This is a genomic window from Brevibacillus borstelensis (genome assembly GCF_003710865.1).
Taxonomy (GTDB): domain Bacteria; phylum Bacillota; class Bacilli; order Brevibacillales; family Brevibacillaceae; genus Brevibacillus; species Brevibacillus borstelensis.
In genome coordinates this window covers 1-19689 of the sequence record NZ_RHHO01000071.1, presented here as the reverse complement: position 1 = coordinate 19689, position 19689 = coordinate 1, and the positions used below count along the sequence as shown (strand labels likewise).

Here is a 19689-nt window from a genome sequence, read left to right as displayed (position 1 = left end):
TTTTCAGCCGCAGGAACCACGTATGCGACGAGGCGCTTGTCACCTGGCACATCCTCGCGGACGTGAACCACCGCTTCCCTTACACTGGGGACCGTCACCAGACATGTCTCAATCTCCCCCAGTTCGATTCTAAATCCGCGAATTTTGACCTGATGGTCGAGGCGACCGAGATACTCAAGCTCCGCGTTCGGAAGATAACGAACCAGATCCCCCGTCCGATAGAGCCGGTCTTGCCCATTCGTGAACGGATTCGGCACAAATTTCTCGGCTGTCAACTCCGGTCGGTTCAAATATTTACGTGCCAAACCGTCACCGCCGATGTACAGTTCCCCCGTCACGCCAATCGGTACTGGTTGCATATAGCCATCCAGCACATAGAGTTGCGTGTTAGCAATCGGTCGGCCAATCGTCGGGCTACGGTCGCTGTCGCGCGGCACTAACGCATAGGTCGAGTAGGTAGTGTCCTCTGACGGACCATACAGGTTGTACACCTTGTCGACGTGCCCCAGTTCGTACAGTTGATCAACCAAATGACGTCGAAGCGGTTCCCCTGCCAGATTCACGGTCCGTACGCTCTCTGGAATTCCGTTCATGGCCAGCAGTTCCTGAATCGCCGACGGCACGGTGTTGACCAGTGTGACCAGGTTCCGCGCCGGCAAATACGGGAGATGCAAGGCGTTCTCCACCAGAATGACGCTGCCGCCCGCCGAAAGGGTGACGAATATCTCGAACACAGACAAATCAAAGCACAATGAGGTGGAGGCCAACACACCCTTGAGTTGTTCGCGACTGAACTCGCTTAGCGACCAAGCGATCAACGCGACCGCGTTGCGGTGGCGAATCGCCACCCCTTTCGGGTGGCCAGTAGAACCGGACGTGTAGATGACGTAGGCCAGATCCTCGGGACCAGCGGTAGTCGGCAGATTCTCGATCGAATGCTTTCCAATTGCGTCCCAGTCAGTGTCCAGGCAGATCGCTTCACTCTGGCTCTTTGGCAAGCGGTCAAGAAGATGTGCCTGTGTAAGCAGGAACGGTGCCTGTGCATCTTCCAAGATGTACGCCACTCGTTCGCTGGGATAGTTTGGATCCAGCGGTAGATATGCCCCTCCTGCTTTGAGAATGCCGAGCAAGCCCACGATCATGTCCAGACTACGCTCCACTTTGATGCCAACCAGGGTTTCCCTGCCAACTCCCTTTGCTTGGAGATAGCGGGCCAACTGGTTAGCCTTAGCGTTGAGTTCCCCATAGGTCAAGGACTGGTCTTCAAAGATCACCGCCACAGCGTCAGGCTGGCAAGCCGCCTGCCGTTCAAACTGTGTGATCATCGTCTCGTCCACACCATAAGGCATCTCTGTTCGATTCCATTCATGCAAGAGTTGGTCCCGTTCCTCCTGATCGAGGATGTTCACTTCCCGGATCGGTTGTTCGGGTTCCTTGACTACCTCCTCCAAGAAGTTGTGAAAATGACGTGCCATTCGACGAATCGTTTCGGCTTCGAACAGATCGGTACTGTATTCGAACCAGCACAGCAGCCCTTCATCTGTTTCCGAGATGTCAAGTGTCAGATCAAACTTCGACGTCTTGGTCTTGAAGCCAACCGGGCTCAGTTCCAGGTTCGGGATTTCCCACTTTGTCGTCGGTGTGTTCTGCAAAGCAAACATCACCTGGAAGAGTGGCGAGTGGCTCATGCTACGCTCTGTCACCATCTGTTCCACCAACAACTCGAACGGAACGTCTTGGTGCATGTAAGCACCGAGTGCCACTTCCCTGACACGCCGCATCAGTTCCACGAAGGTCGGATTTCCGCTCAGATCGGTACGCAGTACCAACGTGTTAACAAAGAAGCCGATCAGTCCCTCCGTCTCCTGACGGGAACGCCCGGCCACCGGTGTTCCGACAGGGATGTCTTCCTGCCCGGTGTAGCGGCACAAGAGCGCTTGGAACGCCGCGAGAAGCGTCATGAACAAGGTCGCACCATGACGATGACCGAGCGCTTTTAATTCGGTCGTCAGTTTATTTGGAATCTTAAAGACCTCACACGCCCCACGATAGGACTGCACTGGCGGCCGTGGTTTGTCGGTCGGCAGCTGTAGCACAGGGGGACTTCCGCTCAACTGTTTTTTCCAATAGGCCAGCTGGCGCTCGAGAACCTCACCCTGTAACCAGTTTCGTTGATGAAGAGCGTAATCCGCATATTGAATCTGCAGCTCCGGCAAGTTCGGTTCCGTTCCGCATGTATATGCCTTGTACAGTTCGGTCAGTTCCTTCATGAGGATGCCGAGCGACCAGCCGTCCGATACGATGTGGTGCATGGTCAATAGCAGAACGTGTTCTTGTTCGCCAAGAGCAACCAGCGAGAATCGGATGAGAGGACCTTTTGTCAGATCGAAGGGACGCTCCAATTCTTCCTGTATTAACCGCATCAACTCCTCTTCGGCTGTATTCTTGTCCTGAGTGGTCAGGTTGAAAAGAGGAAGCGGCATGTACCTCGGTTCTTGTATCTGTTGAATAGCTTCTCCTTCATACTTGGCGAATATCGTTCGCAGTACTTCTTGTCGTCTTACGATCTCATTTAGACACTTCTCTAACGCCTCTACATCTAAGCTGCCTTGAACACGAACGGCAAACGACATGGTATACAGCGGGGTGTTATACAGCAGTTGATCCAAGACCCAAAGACGCTGTTGGGCGAACGAGAGCCTCAGTGGTTGATTTCGGTCAGCCTTCTCAATCGGCGGTAGTTGCTCTATACTTTGAAGTTTCTGAATTTGGGCAGCCCAATCGGAAAGCTTCGGATACTCAAATATGGTACGAAGCGGTATCGATATCCGGAAGGTTTCATTGGCTCGCGATATCACTTGGGTAGCCAAGAGTGAATGACCCCCAAGATGGAAGAAGTCATCAAAGGCACCGACCTGTTTTACTTTCAGCACATCGCTCCAAATCTGTGCGACCATCTCTTCGAATAGATTCCTTGGGGCGACGAATGTCTCCGTATCAAAAGTTAAACCCTCCGGCTTTGGCAAGACTTTATGGTCCACCTTTCCGTTCGGAGTCAGCGGCAATTCTTCCAACAGTACGAAATCGGCAGGAATCATGTACTCCGGTAGGCGGGCCTTCAGAAAAAGTCGTAGGTCAGTAGTATTGACCGCCGAAGAATCAGCGACGATGTATGCCGTAAGACGCTTAACTCCAGGCTCGTCCTCCCTTACCATGACCACAGCTTGGGTGATGTACGGATGTTGTTCGAGTACCACTTCGATCTCTCCAAGTTCAATCCGGTACCCCCGAATTTTGACTTGGCTGTCAATCCGCCCGATGTATTCCAGATTGCCGTCCGACAGGTAGCGGACAATGTCACCCGTCTTGTACAGTCGCTCACCTGGCCGTGAACCAAACGGATTAGGGACAAACCGCTCCTCAGTTAAGTCCTTACGATACAAGTAGCCCTTGGCCACTCCAGGACCCCCGATGTACAGTTCGCCGGGTACGCCGACCGCTACTGGTTGCATATGTGCATCGAGAACATAGACCTCCACGTTGTCAATGGGACGCCCGATCGGTATCGGTCTGCCTTTCATGTTCGGATCATTTTCGTACCAAGTTGCCGTAACAGTAGCCTCGGTAGGACCGTAAGTGTTCACCCAGCGCACTTGGTTGCCTGCCAATTTGGACCAGGTAGCGTAAACCTCGGTTGATGCCTTTTCACCCCCAACTACGACTAGCCTCAGCGATGGTGGCAATGTAGCCCCTATATGTGCTAAGTCTTGTACCCAGCCGTGCCAGTAGGCAGTCGGCAGGTTTAACACAGTAATCCTTTCCTCATGGACCCAGGTAAGGAAGTCTTCTCCGCTTGCGACAAACTGGTCTTTCCACAACACGAGAGTGCCCCCGACAATCAATGTCGGAAAAATTTCCTCCACTGCAATATCAAAGCTGAACGAGGCAAACTGTAGCACGCGGTCATTTGCATTCAGAGTGAACCGACGAATGACCGCCATGTTGTGATTCATTACCCCTCGATGCGAAATCATGACGCCCTTAGGAGTGCCCGTCGAGCCCGAGGTATACATTACATACATCAAATCGTCGAGACCAACTTCGGAGTATGGCGTCGTTGGAACTTCTGCTATATCACCCAAATGGTCGTCGAGGAAGACAACCGTACCTTCATAAGTTGGCAGCTTGTTTTTCAGGCGCTTCTGGGTCAGTAGGATTTCTATCTTAGAATCCTGAATCATGAAAGCCAGTCGTTCCGACGAGTAAGACGGGTCGAGCGGAAGGTAAGCACCTCCTGCCTTCAAAATTCCCAGAATGCCCACCACCATCTCCGGAGAGCGTTCCACGCTTATACCCACCAAAGTATTCGCTTTTACACCCAACCTGCGCAGTTGGTGTGCCAAACGGTCGGCACGCTCGTTAAGTTCACCGTAGGTCAATTCCGAATCCTGAAACTTTACTGCTACTGCATGTGGGGACATCTGTGCCTGCTTTTCAATCAATTGATGAACGCACTCATTTGCCGACAAATTCACTTGTCCTTCCTGCTTCCATTCCTCAAGAAGAAGTTTACGTTCTCTCTCTGGAAGCAGATTCAATCTCGCGATATTCTGATTCGGGTTCTCGACGATAGAGCCCAGCAACGTTTCGAAATGGCTGATGAATCGCTCCATGGTGGAAGCATCGAACACGTCTGAGTTGTACTCCAGCTTTCCTTCCAGACCACCTTGCTGCTCAATTAGGGACAAGGTCAAATCGAATTTAGCCCAGTTCGTTTCGAATTCCACCAATTCCATCGACAATCCCGGCAGTCGGGCTCCTTGTATCAGCGGCAGGTTGTGCAGGACAAACATCGCTTGGAAGATCAGGGTACGGCTCATGTCACGTATTGGCTGAAGCTCTTCCCCGAGGCTCTCAAAAGGAACTTCCTGATGATCCAACGCACCCAAAACGACTTCACGGACCCGATCTAGAAGGTCAAGGAAGGTAGGTTCGCCGCTGAGATCAGTCCGAATGACTAGTGTATTGACAAAGAACCCGATGAGTCCTTCCATCTCCGGACGGTTCCTAACCGCAATCGGTGTACCCACGCATATGTCTTCTTGGCCGCTGTATCGGTAAAGCAATAATTGGTAGGCAGAAAGCAACGTCATAAAAAGCGTTACCCCGTTTTCCCGACTGAACGCCTTGAGCTTGTCATTTAATTCCTTGGAGATTTTGAAACTGATCAACTTCCCCCGATGACTCATAACGGGAGGACGGGGGCGGTCGGTCGGCAGCTGCAGGACAGGTAAATCCCCACCCAGTACTTTTCTCCAGTAGTTCATTTGAGATTCGAGATATTCTCCTTGTATACGTGTGCGCTGCCAGAATGCATAGTCTGCGTACTGTATGGACAACTCCTCAAGCGGGGAGGGCCGACCTTGGCAGTAAGCTTCGTACAGGATTGACATCTCACGAATGATCAAGGAGGTAGACCATCCGTCCGAGACGATGTGATGAATATTAAACATCACCACAAATTCTTCGTCATCCAGACGGATCATATTGACCTTTAGTAACGGACCCTGTTCCAGATTGAACAACTCCTGCGCCCAAACGTTGATTAGGCGCATCGCTTCCTCCGACCGTTCCTCCGGTTCCATATGGCGCAGGTCGATGACGGGCAGAGGTAGTTCGAGCTTTTCCAGAACCACCTGATAAGGTTCTCCGTCCTCAACTCTGAAGACCGTACGAAGCGATTCATGCCGACGGACGATTTCGTTGAGGGAACGATGAAACGCATCTAAGTTCAGGTTTCCGCGCAGCCTTACTGCCATCGGGATATTGTAATGCATTCTTTCCGGTTCCAGCTGACACAAAAACCACAACCTCCGCTGCGAGAAAGATAGCGGGAGTTTTCCATGGCGAGAAACTCGAATAATCGGGAGATCTCCGTTCTGCTTCTGTTCCTTCAAAGCCCTGTCCACTTCAGTCGCCAAATCGGCCACCGTTGGGTTATTGAAGAAACGCGCCATCGAAATTTCAACTTTAAATTGGCTGCGTAAGCGCGTCATTACTTGAGCCGCCAACAAAGAGTGGCCTCCAAGATGGAAGAAATTATCAAACATACTGACGCACTCTTTGCGCAGCACATCTTTCCAAATCTGTGCGACCATCTCTTCAATTAGATTCCGTGGCGCGACTATCGCCTCCTCATCTACTGGCATGCTCTTTGCCTCAGGCAACCTCTTATAATCGATCTTGCCGTTCGGGGTCATTGGCAGTTGATCCAATAGCACAAAAGAGGTGGGAACCATATACTCGGGTAGACGACTTTTGGCAAAGTCGCGCAAATCGATTACATCCGTAGTCGATGGGGAAGCTACCACGTAGGCCGTAAGCTGCTTGATCCCTGGCGCATCCTCCCGAACTATGACTACCGCTTGGGATACCTGTGAATTCTGTTCGAGTACCGCTTCGATCTCACCCAGCTCGATACGATAACCGCGAATCTTGACCTGATTGTCCATTCTGCAGACAAACTCCAGGTTACCATCCGGCAGGTAGCGAACGATGTCACCTGTTTTGAACAGCCGCTCGCCTGTCTGGGAAGCGAACGGGTTACCCACGAACCTTTCATCAGTTAAGTCCGGTCGGTTCAGATAGCCTCTGGCAACTCCTGGCCCCCCAATGTAGAGTTCCCCCGGCACACCGATAGGAACCGGATTCATCTGTGTATCAAGTACGTAGATCTGCACATTGTCGAGAGGGCGCCCAATAGGAATTGGGTTTCCATCCTTATACTCTTTGTCCGGTTCGTACAATGTCGCAGTTACCGTAGCCTCTGTAGGACCGTAGGTGTTCACCCATCTGACTCGGTGTGCTGCCAGCTTCAACCAGTCAACATACGTCTCAGCAGATGCCTTTTCTCCCCCCACGACAACCAGCCTCACAGAGGGCGGTAACGAGCTGCCGAGCAGCGCCAAATCGTGTACCCACCCGTGCCAGTAAGCCGTTGGTAAATTAAGTACCGTAATTTTTACTTTATCAATCCAATGGAGGAATTCTTCTCCTCCCGCCACATGGAGGTCCTTCCAAAGAACTAGAGTCCCTCCGACGATCAACGTTGGAAAAATCTCCTCTACCGCAATGTCGAAGCTGATAGAAGCAAATTGGAGTACCCGATCGTTTCCGTTCAAATCGAAGTGCCGTACGACTGCCAGGTTGTGATTGACTACCCCCCGGTGTGAAATCATGACGCCCTTCGGAGTCCCGGTTGAGCCGGAGGTGTACATCACGTACATCAGATCGTCCGGACCCACTTTGGAATTACACGGAAGCTCCGGCTCTTGAACAATGTCGCCCCAATCTGCATCGAGACAGACTATCTTTCCATTAAAAGTAGGCAACTTCCCCTGAAGGCGTTCCTGCGTAAGCAGGACGCCGACCTTGGAATCTTGGAGCATAAATGCTAGGCGATCCGATGGGTAAGCCGGGTCAAGCGGTAGATACGCCCCTCCCGCCTTCAGGATCCCGAGCAGGCCTATCACCATCTCTAGAGAGCGTTCCACGCTAATTCCCACCAACGAATTCGCACCGACGCCCAACTTTCGCAGATAGTTTGCCAAACGAGAGGATCTCTCGTTCAATTCTTCATATGTTAGTTCCTTATCTCGATACTTTACTGCAACCGCATGGGGGGTCATCTGTGCCTGCTTTTCAATTAGATGGTGAACGCACACCTCTTGAAGCACGTCCGTTTGGGCTTCCTGCTTCCACTCAGCAAGAATAATTTGAAGCTCTTCTTCTGAAAGCATTTTCAACTTGGACATCTTTTGAAGCGGGTTCTCAATGATAGAGTCCAGTATTGTCAAGAAATGACCCGCCATACGTGAAATCATCGAGGCGTCGAACAGGTCTGCATTGTAGACAAATTTTCCAGAGCAACCGTCCTTTTGTTCCTTCAGCACGAGGGTCAAGTCATAATGCGTAAATCGTCGGACTGGTTCAACAAGCTCCATCCTCACGCCTTCAGCTTCGAGTTTCGGAGATTCGGAACGTAGTTCGAACGTAGCTTGAAAGAGTGGGTGACGACTTGTGTCTCGTTCCAGATGCAGGCGTTCTAAGATAGTCTCAAACGGCACCTCTCTATTCTTGCGCGCTTCATCCACTAGTATTTGACACTTGTGCAGTAGGTTGGAGACTGTCAGGCCCGTGGTCAGATTAGCGCGCAGAACCAGCGTATTCTCGATAGGTCCGATTACATGGTTCCACTTTTCCTCGCGGGAATCTGCTTTCATTCCGATCAGGATGTCCTCTTGCCCTGTGTACCTATGAAGCAATGTCACGTAAGCGGCAAAAAGCACCGTGTATCTTTCGACACCCTGGCGTTCGCTCAGGATTTTGAGAGCTTCGTACACATCGGACGGTATCTCAAAGACTACTTCTCCCCCGTTGGTAGTCTGGATGGGCGGCCGTGGGCGGTCAGTGGGCAAGCTCAGAACGGAATGTACTCCACTCAGTTGGTTTTCCCAATATGCAAACTGCTGGTCAATCTCCGGCATTCGCTCTACCTGCTCCAGGACGAAATCGGAAAACTGAGCGCTTGGACTAGGCAGCGAGAAGTTCATACCTTTAGAAGCAAGAGAATAGAGCGTTGCCAACTCATCAAGCATAACCGCAAGAGAACCTTCATCCGCCGCCAACCGATGTACCGCAAACATTGCCAAGTGCTCCTGGTCTTTCGTACGGAGCAACATGGTTTTCAGCATCACACCTTTCGCCGGCTCCAGCTCTCTTTGTAGTTGTTGAAGAAGCATATTTGCAACTTCTTCTTGTGTAGGTTCATTCCGAAGATCGTACATCGTGAACGGCAGTACCACTTCATCCAGAATCTCTTGAAGGAGTTCGCCGTCCTGTTCGACCAATCGAGTCCGGAGGCTTTCGTGGCGACGTACGAGTTCATGGATGCTTCGCTCGAACGCCTCTATTTCCAAGTTACCAGACAGCCGAATCCCGAACGTAAGGATGCTTTGTTGGCTGTTGGGAGTAAACTGCTCCAGAAACCTCAGGCGCTTTTGTGATACTGAAGCCAGTACCGTTTTCAACGTGCTACCAATCTTCACCTCGGAAGCATCCACGTGACCTTTTCGTTCAATTTGGGAGCAAATAAACTCAGCAATACCTTCGATCGTCGGATTAGCGAAAAAATGGCGCAGAGGGATTTCCACTTCATAGAGGTTTTTTAGACGAGCAATTACCTGGGTTATCAGGATGGAGTGACCGCCAAGCTCAAAAAAATTATCCTGTATGCCAATTTCATCTTGATGCAAGACTTCTTTCCATACCATCGCTACTTGCTCTTCGAGCTCGTTGCGTGGAGCCACGAACTCTACGTCCAGGTTTCTGCGGTTAAATTCAGGCGCAGGTAGTACCTTTCGATCCACCTTGCCATTGGGTGTCAACGGAATCGCATCCAAAATCATAATCGTGGACGGGATCATGTACTCTGGGAGAGTCTTTCGCAGATGGACATACAAGTCATGGATAACAGGGGCGTTATTATTCGTGGTTACGTATGCCACCAACCGCTTATCTCCCGGATGGCCGTCGTGAACGACCGCCACCGCCTGTTTCACATAAGGATGAGTTTCCAGCACAGCTTCAATTTCGCCAAGCTCGATTCGGAAACCACGCACCTTAACTTGTTGGTCTATTCGACCTAAATATTCGATTTTGCCGTCTGACAGATAACGAACCAAGTCGCCTGTACGATAGAGACGCGCCCCTTCTTCTTTGGAGAAAGGATGCGGGAGAAATTTCTCTAGTGTTAAATCCATTCGGTTCAGATACCCCAACGCAAGACCTTTACCGCCGATATAGAGCTCGCCCGGTACTCCGATCGGCACCTGGTTAAAATGAGCGTCCAGTACATACGTTTCTGTGTTTTGAATGGGACGTCCAATGGTAATGCGATCAGAATTTTCTACTCGATCACATGTCACCCAGATAGTGGTTTCTGTTGGGCCGTATTGGTTCCATACTTCCACCCCTTGTCTGAGCAGTGAAGTCGCCAGATCACGAGGTAAGGCCTCACCTCCGATCACCACCTTTCGCAAGTTCTTGTTACTCCAGCCAGCTTCCAGAAGCATCCGGAACGTGGACGGGGTCGCTTGCAGGATGGTGATCTGATGTCGGTTGAGAAGGTCTATGAGCGCTTGACCGTCTGAAGCCTCTTCTTTAGTCGCAATCACGAGTAGCATGTCAGTGATCAGCGGCAGAAAAATCTCAATGATCGAAATGTCGAAAGAAATGGTAGTGACAGCCAGCAGTCTGTCCTCCTTCGACGGTGAGTGTAATCGCTTCATGGACAAAAGGACATTCGTCAGGGATTCATGCTTGATCTGCACTCCTTTGGGCTTACCAGTCGAGCCGGAAGTGTAAATAACATAGACAGGATCGTCCTTGGTTGCTTGAAATGTTGGGGCATCGCTGCTAAAAGAAGCGATCGTCTCTGCCTCTGCATCTACACAAATCAATTTCACCTGTAATGCAGAAAGGCCTTGAATTAGCAGTTGTTCGGTCAAGACGATGGGCATGCCCGACTGTTCCACCATGTAGGCGATTCGGTCAATCGGATAACTTGGATCGATTGGTACAAAAGCACCGCCCGCTTTTAAAATACCGAGAAGCCCAACTACCATGTCGAGTGAGCGATTTATGCAGAGCCCCACTAACACACCAGGGCCAACTCCGTGTTGCTTGAGATAATGAGCCACCTGATTCGCCCGCTTGTCCAGCTCGCGCATGGTAAGAGAACCATCTCGTCCGACTACCTTTAATTCGTGTGGAGCTTTTTCTACATGTGCCGCGAACAACTCGGGTAAGCACACAGAAAGGTCGTCGTCCGTTTCCGTGTTCCTCCACGCTTCTAATTGCACCGCTTCTTCTTTCGTCAAGAGGCTGTACTCGGACAGCTTCTTGTCGGGTTCATGGACGATTTGTTCAAGGAGATAACGGTACTGGTGGACAAGTCGTTGGATCGTCTGCTGGTCAAACAGGTCGGTGTTGTATTCAACCATGCAAAGCCAGCCATCCGGTCGCTGGTCCACGTTTATTGTCAAATCAAACTTAGCGGTCTTGTTGTCGATCTCGATGGGAGTAATTCGCAATCCCAATTTTTCCACTGTCAAATCAGTCAGATTGTTTGACTTGGTCTGCGCATGTGGTTCGTTCAGGATAAACATGGTCTGGAAAAAAGGAGAGTGGCTCAAATTGCGATTAGGCTGTAGTACTTCGACCAATTTCTCAAACGGAAGATCCTGATGCTCATAGGCACCTAGCGCAGTAAGACGCACACGCTGAAGAAACTCGCGGAATGTTGGATTGCCTGTCAAGTCGGTACGGAGAACAAGTGTGTTTACGAAGACTCCGATTAGCCCCTCGGTCTCGACGCGTGGCCGGTTAGCAACGGGAGAGCCAACGAGTATGTCCTCAAGCCCTGTGTAGCGGCTAAGAAGCAGCTTGTAAGCTGCCAGAAACGTCATGAACAAAGTCACGTTCTCCTTCCGGCTCAGCCGCTTGAGGTTCTCCATCAACCGTTCATCCAATGGCATCCAGTAACGGGCTCCATTGAACGTCTGCATCTTAGGGCGGGGTCTATCCGTTGGGATCTCTAGCACAGGAAGTTCCCCGCTAAGGCGCTCCTTCCAGTATGCAATCTGTTTTCCCAATTCAGTTCCTTGAAACTGTTCTCGTTGCCATATGGCGAAATCAGGATACTGAATTGGCAGCTCCGGTAGAGGTGACGGCCGCCCCGTGCAGAATGATTCGTACAAGGCGGTCATCTCTCGAACCAACACTCCGACAGACCAACCGTCTGAAACAATGTGATGCATGTTCAAAAGTAGAAGATGATCCTCGGGATTAAGCCTGATCAATGAAACTCGAATCAGTGGCCCCTTCGAGAGATCAAACGGTTTCTTCACATCCTCTTCCGATAAGCGGATGGCTTCCTGCAAACGCTTCTCTACCGGCAACATCTGCAAGTCTATGACTGGTAAATGCACATAGACACGTGGTTCTATTTTCTGCACCGGCTGTCCGTCGACGATCCTATAGCTCGAGCGCAGTATTTCATGGCGCTCGACGATCGCGTTGAAGCTTTTTTCCATCGCCTCGCTCTGAATTGGGCCCGTCAGCCGCAACGCGGCAAAAGTGTTATACCAGCTAGACTCCGGCTCTAGTTCGTTCAAAAACCACAATCTCTGTTGAGCATACGATAGCGGGAGATATACGTTTTGTCCCGCTCTTCGTGGAATAATGGCTGTCGATATTGACTGTCCGGTTCTCTTGCCATGCAACCGCAAAGCAAGAAGCTTTCTTTGTTCATCAGAAAGCGTTGAAATCCGACTAGAACGCTCATTCATATTCGGATAGAACCTCCTTACCGGTTGCAGATCCTTCTAAGTTCGCTCACCAATTCCAAACTTTTTAGTACGCTGTCGACATCGAGGCCGAAGTCCAGCAGGCAAGCGCATTCATTTATGCCGATACATTTGAGACGGGTGACCATCTTTTCGCATGCTTCCAGTGTTCCAAGCAAGGATGAATGGTTGATATAACGCTCAAATGCAAAGCTGAGAATCGAATCCTCATCTTGCCTGGTAAAGCGGTCGACGTCAATTTGAATTGATCTGCCCCTCGCCATGCTGACATGAAGATCTAAATTGGTGCGAAGATAGTTGAAGATTGGCTGCTTAACCTTTTGATTGACAAATTCGAAGTCTGTGCCAATAAATGTATGAATCATCAAGGAGACCTTTCGAGAGTCTGGGTCAAAGCCGTTCTCTTCAAGGGTCTTGCGATAAACTCGAATTTTATCGCCTAGTTCTTCCGGTGTCTGATTGATGAGAGAGGTAAGAATGTTCAGACCGTTTTCACCAGCCTTAATGAAGGTTTCTATATTTCCTGACGAACTAAGCCAAATTGGGAGCTCCTTCCGCACCGGGCGCGGAAACGTCTTTATCGAGATCTCATTGCCTCCTCCCCCTTGTATATTCAAAGATTCACCAGCCCATAGCTTCTTGATCGTTTCCAAATGGCGGTACATGACTTTCTTTCGATCCGGGTAGTTTTCCGGAATCAAGGCGAAGTCGTCAGGATGCCATCCAGAAGCTAGTGCGATGCCTACTCGTCCATTGGAGAGGTTGTCAACAACTGACCAATCTTCAACCACTCGGATCGGATTGTGCAAAGGAAGGACCACGCTGCCAGCTCGTATTTCCAGATTTTTTGTGGCCATTGACAGGGCCGCGCCCAATACAGCTGGGTTCGGGTACAGACCTCCGAACGCATGAAAATGGCGTTCGGGGGTCCATACGGCAGTAAATCCTTGGGTATCGGCATACTTGGCACACTCCATCAACAGGTGGTACCGGTTGTTCGCGTCGCTGCTAGCGTCGTCTGCGAAGAAGAAAATACTAAATTCCATCGGTCTCAACGCTGCTTCCTGTTCGGTGAGAAACGCTCTGTCCCCATCGGTTCGAGCCCCTTCTTGTTTCCCTTTAATAATCTCCGTTGCACGTTTGGAATGCACAACCGGCTCAAGTTCCCTGCCTTTGATACGTTTTTCCAGCAATCGTCGCTGTTCTGGCGTCAGAGTGGACATACGGGAAGTCAAGTCATTCATCCAACCGCCCCCTCGTCCTGCAGTATGGCAGCGATTTCTTCGTCCGACAGGGCCTCCACTTGATTAAGTATCAGTTCAAAGATCAATTCCGACATCTGTTCCACAGTGGGTCGATCGAACAGTGCCTGTAGCGGCAGATCAACTTGAAACGCTTCCCGCATACGGGAGATCAACTGTGCGGCCAAGAGGGAGTGTCCACCTAGGTCGATGAAATTGTCTTTCACCCCGATCTTCTCGATGCCCAGTACCTCCTGCCAGATCGACGCTACGGTCTCCTCCACCTCATTTCGTGGCGCGACATAGGTGCTTTCTTCCAGTTGGCGGGAATAAACTCGGTTAGAACTGCTCTCCTTGTCGATAGCAATCTCGGTGTAGAAAGCATGCTTATCAATAGTCGTTGCCAGGTCTTTTGTCGATACAACCACTTGCGGCATCAAATTACGCAATGCGATCTCCATCACCTTGACGCCTTCTTCTCCCTTGATGCCATACCGATTGCGCAACTCCTTGATCTGCGCCTGAATCTCCGGCATCGACGCCATCGCTGCTTCTTGCCATGAATCAATCTGCCATGAATCCCAGTCTATCGCCATAACCGGCATACCGTGGCGGGCATGGCTCATGTGTGCGAACGCATCAAGGAACGCATTGGCCGCCGTATAGTCAACCTGGCCTAGACCGCCTGTGATCGAAAGGATCGACGAGAAGAGGATGAAGAAGTCAAGGTTCCTCATATCGAGCAGTTCGTTTAATAAGAGGGTGCCGTTTACCTTCGGAGCCAGCACCCCTTGGGCGACTTCCGGCGTTTTCAGCGCCAAAAGGCCTCTGCCCGGCACACCTGCGGCATGGAAAACACCGTTCACCTTCCCGAAGCGCTGCTCCACCTGCTCAAGGGCTCGCTTGAGGGTGACTCGGTCGGTCACGTTGGCTGTGACCACCTGCACCTCTGACCCCAGCTCTTCCAACGCAAGCACTGACTGAATCTTCTTTGTCAGGTCTTCATCAACATTTGGCTCGTTTAACAACGCATGCCATGTCTCCCGGGGCGGCAAACCGCTTCGACTGAGAAGTACTAAGTTGGCCTGAACTGTGCGTGCTAGATACTCGGCGAACAAGAGGCCGATACCTCCCAAACCGCCCGTGATCAGATAAGTACCTTTTTTACGTAATGGCAGATCCCCATCATTTCCGTCCATCGGAAACGGTTCGAAGGATTGCAGCCAACGGTTCGTTCCACGGTAAGCGACCACCCGGTCATTGATTGGAACGGTCAATTCGGTCACCAGGTTTTGAATCCATCGCTCCTCCGATCCGTCACTTATGTTGTCTGGTATTTCCATATCAAGTACACGGCACTTCAGGTTACGGATTTCCTGATGAATGACCTTGGCCGGTCCGATCAGAAGTGCTTTCTCCGGTACAAGACGCTCAGAGCCTGTGATGTCAAAGAGTGCATCAGTCAGGATGGAGATTTCGATATTATCGGAAATGCCCGCATTGCCGATTGCCTGAGCGAGGTATAGCAGGCTGTTAAACCCCAACTCCTGCCCGACTCCTAGGCTGTCTATTTCTGGAGGCACCATGAATGTCCACATGTGCACAATAGCCTCGGGAAGCTGCCCCTGCTCTGACAAATATTTGATCAGACGATAGTAGTGGTTGTAACTCTTCGGGTTCATCACATACGTGCATTCATCTATTTGCGCGAACTCCTCCCCCGGAATGACGGTCAGGACCCGGTATCCGTCCCCCGTTAAGCGCTCGGCTAGGAGTCTGGTGACGTGACGCTCGTCACCGAACAGAAGGAAGAGTTTCAAATCAGTCCTCGTTGTTACTTTTAATGGCAGTGCCCGCTTCCATACTGGACGGTAAAACCAATCTTTAATGTTGGCTTTTTTGCCTTTCTCCACCTTCACGTACTCGTTATTCGGATTGACATCAATCCAATAACGCTGGCGCTCGAATGGATACGTTGGCAAGGGAACACGGTGGCGCTTCTCGTGTCCATAGAACCCTTTCCAGGAGATAGACGTACCGGCAACCCACAAGCTACCAACTGCCTTGAACAAGTACTGGTAATCAGATACATTGGCAGTTGGCGGACGAAGGGTTGAAAGGATGATACGTCCCCGTTCGGCTGATCGTTTTGCGATCTTTGTTAGTGTCTCCCCGGGTCCTATTTCAAGCAGGACGTAATCTCCGCTTCGAAGCAGAACTTGGAGACCATCCCCAAAACGCACGGTGGTTCGGAGGTGCTTCGCATAATACAGCGGATCAATGGCCTGCTCCTCAGTAATCCATGTGCCGGTCACATTGGAAATATATGGAATGTCTGGCTTGTTCAACTGGATTTTGCCTACCTCAGAAGCGAACTCTTCTAAGATTGCATCCATCATTGAAGAGTGGAAAGCGTGCGACGTGTGAAGTCGTGAGACGTAACGGCCTTGTGCTGTAAGACGAGTGGCCAACGCTTCTACGGCTTCGGTCGATCCGGACACTACACAAAGCTGCGATCCGTTGACAGCGGCGATATCCACCCCAGATCCTTCCAGTTCAACGGTTAGTTCCGTTTCTGAAAGACCGACCACTAACATTGAACCGGACTCCATTTTCTGCATCAAGCGACCCCGCGTCGTAATCAGGGTAAGGCCGTCCTCCAACGAGAACACGCCCGCCAAACAGGCAGCCACAAACTCGCCAACACTATGCCCGATCATGGCACTCGGCTCAATGCCCCATTCCCGGAAGAGCTTCGCCAGCGCGTACTCGGTGACAAACAGGGCCGGCTGGGCAATCACCGTCTCTGTTAGACGGTGGGTCGATTCTTGTTCCTGACCTGGGTGTGGATACAACACATCCCGTAAGTCAAAGTCTAGCAATGGTTTCAAGTATTCACTGCAATAATCCACCACCTCACGGAAGACTGGTTCCGATTCATAGAGTTCTTTTGCCATGTTTACATACTGCGAACCCTGTCCTGAAAACATGAATACGACCGGACGATTCCTCCGTTCAACCATACCATCCTGAACATGGAGGGGCTCGAGCGCCTCCAGCATCTCGGCCGTATGAACAGCATCGCGTGCCACTACGAAGCGGCGGTGCGTGAACGAACGGCGGCCGACCGCCGTAGTATACGCTACGTCAGCAAGGTTGATAACCGGGCTCGTTTTCAAGTGCCGAACTAGGTTGTCCGTAGCTTCACCGAGCGCCGAACCCGTCTTGGCCGAGAGTAATATCAACTGATACGGGCGCTTGGAAGGTTCAGATGAACGCACTGGAGCTTCCTCTACGATTACGTGAGCGTTAGTCCCCCCCATGCCAAAAGAAGAAACACCTGCTCGGCGAACCCCAGCCTTCGGTTCCCACGGAATCAGACGAGTGTTAACTTCGAACGGAGTGTTTGAGAATTGGATCTGCGGATTTGGTTTCTGGAAGTTCAGCGAGGCCGGAATCTGTTTGTGCTTTAGAGCCATCACTGTCTTGATTAAGCCAGTGACACCAGCGGCCGTGTCGAGGTGACCGATGTTTGTTTTCACAGAGCCTATTTTGATTATACCCGCAGTACGGCCGAACACTTCCTGGAGTGCCTCGATCTCGATAGGGTCGCCGAGGGCAGTTCCTGTACCGTGAGTTTCAATATAGCTAATCGACTCCTTGTCGATACCGGCGACACTTAGAGCATCGGCAATCACCTTGGCCTGACCTTCTACACTGGGGGCCGTGAAACCAACTTTTACGGAACCATCATTGTTAATGGCGGATCCTTTTATAACCGCATGAATGTAGTCCCCATCCTCCAGCGCGTGCTTTAAGCGCTTCAACACTACCAACCCCATGCCGTTGCCAAAGACCGTTCCATTGGCTTTCTCATCAAACGCACGGCAATGACCATCGGGCGAGAGAATGCTGCCTTCATCGTAAAGATAACCACCACGGTGCGGGACACGAACGGAGACGCCACCGGCAAGAGCAATGTCCGTATCGTAGTTCAGCAAACTTTGGCAGGCCATGTGAACAGCCACCAGCGACGTGGAACACGCCGTCTGTACAGTGATGCTTGATCCTTTGAGATTTAGTTTGTAGGAAATGCGGGTGGCCAGATAATCTTTGTCGTTGGCCAAAGCTAGCTGCAGGCTACTGTTCGACTCCAGAACCTGCCGGTCGCCCAGAAGATTCAGCATGTAAGTGTTGAGACCAGCTCCTACATAGACTCCAATCAGACCTTGATACGTTTCGGGATCATACCCCGCATTCTCCAAAGCCTCCCAAGCGCCTTCGAGTAAAATTCGTTGCTGCGGATCGAGTATCTCTGCTTCACGTGGGGAGAATCCGAAAAAGGATGCGTCAAATCGATCAACATCCCCCAAAAGCGCACCTGCTTTTACAAACTTAGGATTCGACAAAAGTTCCTTCGCCACCCCTGCATTCAGAAGCTCGTCGTCGGTAAAAAAGGTTATCGATTCTACACTGTTCTTGAGATTATCCCAAAACTGATCGATATTTTTTGCTCCCGGAAACCGTCCCGACATCCCAATAATCGCGATTTCCAAATCGTCCACGATGCCAACGTCGCGGTGACTCATCTTTCTTCCCCTTTCTCCCCTCTGGGTAAAAAAACCCTACATCCGCAATGAAGACACGTCTGTGGGGCGAATCTGAAAATCAAAGTAATATTTCTGTCTCTTGGAAGTGCATTGAACTATTCTCGACGCCTACCCCCACGTCCTCTGGATTCACGACGCTTCTTGGCCCTCTCTTGGGTTTCAGCATCATCAATCATGGACGAAATGTCGTATTTCATCTTTGTAATAGACTCAGCCAAGAGATGAATCGACGGATGTCTAAACAAGTGAACTAGCGGGAAGGTACTCCCGATCAGGGTCTGCAGACGACGGTGAGTCCTCACCATTGTCAAGGAATTGGCCCCAAGATCGAAAAAGTTGTCGTGGATCCCTACCCTCTCCAGACCGAGCTCTTGCTGAAGTATTACTGCGATTTGCTTCTCAAGCTCCGACTCCGGGGGGACATAGCCAACATGTTTGTTATGACCATCTAGATCGTCTGGTTCTGGAAGAGCCTTTATATCGACCTTGCCATTTGCGGTAAGCGGAAGAACTTCAAGGTACAGGAAGAAAGTTGGAATCATGTACCCTGGCAGTTTCTTCTCAAGAAAACCTCTCAGCTCCGCAGTCAGTTGATTGGTCTTCATGTCACTGAGGGTAACACCCTGCTCTTGTTCTTTAGCAGTGATCCCTCCAGCCATGCTGTGCAGGAGAACGTGGGACTCCTCCAGATCGAAAAGCTCACGGACTTGGTCAAAGTCGAACTGGCCAATCTGACAGAAGCCGATGTTATGCTGACGTGCCGTGTCTTCCATCAATTGCGTCATCAGTCCCGCTTCCAGCAGCGAGAAATCTCGCGCCAAACGTCCGTAGAGTGGCTCAATTGCCTTCATTCGACCAATGAAGTATACGGTGAAGGCCGCATCTTTCAACCATCCACGGTTGGCTGGTGCATGAACGTTCACATCGATAACCGCGTTTGCGTTCAGAAGTACTAGGGAATGATCAACCGGATCGTAGTAGTAGGTTCCCCCAGTGAGCCCCTGCACACGCCCTTCAGTGACGGACAAATAGGTCTGCACCGGATAGAGCGTACCTGCCGAAGCGTAAAGGTATTTCGGTTTGCCCTGAATTGTCGCTTGGCGTAAGCAGCCAAGAGATGCACTTAATTGTTCAAGCGTCACCGGGGCGGAGTCGAACTTGCGATGACTTACTCGGGTACGGAATCTCTCTTCATCGATCAGCCCACCGCCAAGTGAGATCCGCTTTACATCCGATGCGAACGTACGTAGGCCTAGTTGCTGCAATTTAATCTCCTCACGCTTAGCCAGATCCCGGTCAGCACCGGTCTCAAGATTTGCAACCGCTTCCTTGTTCGGAACCACATAGGCGACAAGCCTTTTCTGTCCTTGTGCGTTGTTGATCTCTTTAACGACAACGTTTCGTACCGCA

The 19689-nt window shown here is 51.0% G+C and carries 4 protein-coding genes; all 4 read right to left on the bottom strand.

All coding sequences use genetic code 11. The features are described from left to right. On the bottom strand, positions 1-12410 hold a 12410-nt coding region (locus EDM54_RS25310), incomplete at its 3' end, for a non-ribosomal peptide synthase/polyketide synthase (RefSeq protein ID WP_122959055.1). Between the two features lie 17 nt (positions 12411-12427). Beyond that, positions 12428-13672, bottom strand: coding sequence for an LLM class flavin-dependent oxidoreductase (locus tag EDM54_RS25305; RefSeq protein WP_202960933.1), 1245 nt, complete (start codon positions 13670-13672; stop codon positions 12428-12430). Beyond that, complete coding sequence (locus EDM54_RS25300; RefSeq protein ID WP_122959054.1) at positions 13669-18258, bottom strand: type I polyketide synthase; 4590 nt, start codon at positions 18256-18258, stop codon at positions 13669-13671. The genes EDM54_RS25305 and EDM54_RS25300 overlap by 4 nt, the downstream gene beginning before the upstream one ends. A 116-nt stretch (positions 18259-18374) precedes the next feature. Then, positions 18375-19689: SagB/ThcOx family dehydrogenase (locus EDM54_RS25295; RefSeq protein WP_122959053.1), on the bottom strand; the 1315-nt coding region annotated here is incomplete at its 5' end.

Bases quoted from the DNA above. Each gene is read 5' to 3' on its own strand.
- EDM54_RS25305 (WP_202960933.1), bottom strand. From the start codon at position 13,672: ATGAATGACTTGACTTCCCGTATGTCCACTCTGACGCCAGAACAGCGA.
- EDM54_RS25300 (WP_122959054.1), bottom strand. From the start codon at position 18,258: ATGAGTCACCGCGACGTTGGCATCGTGGACGATTTGGAAATCGCGATT.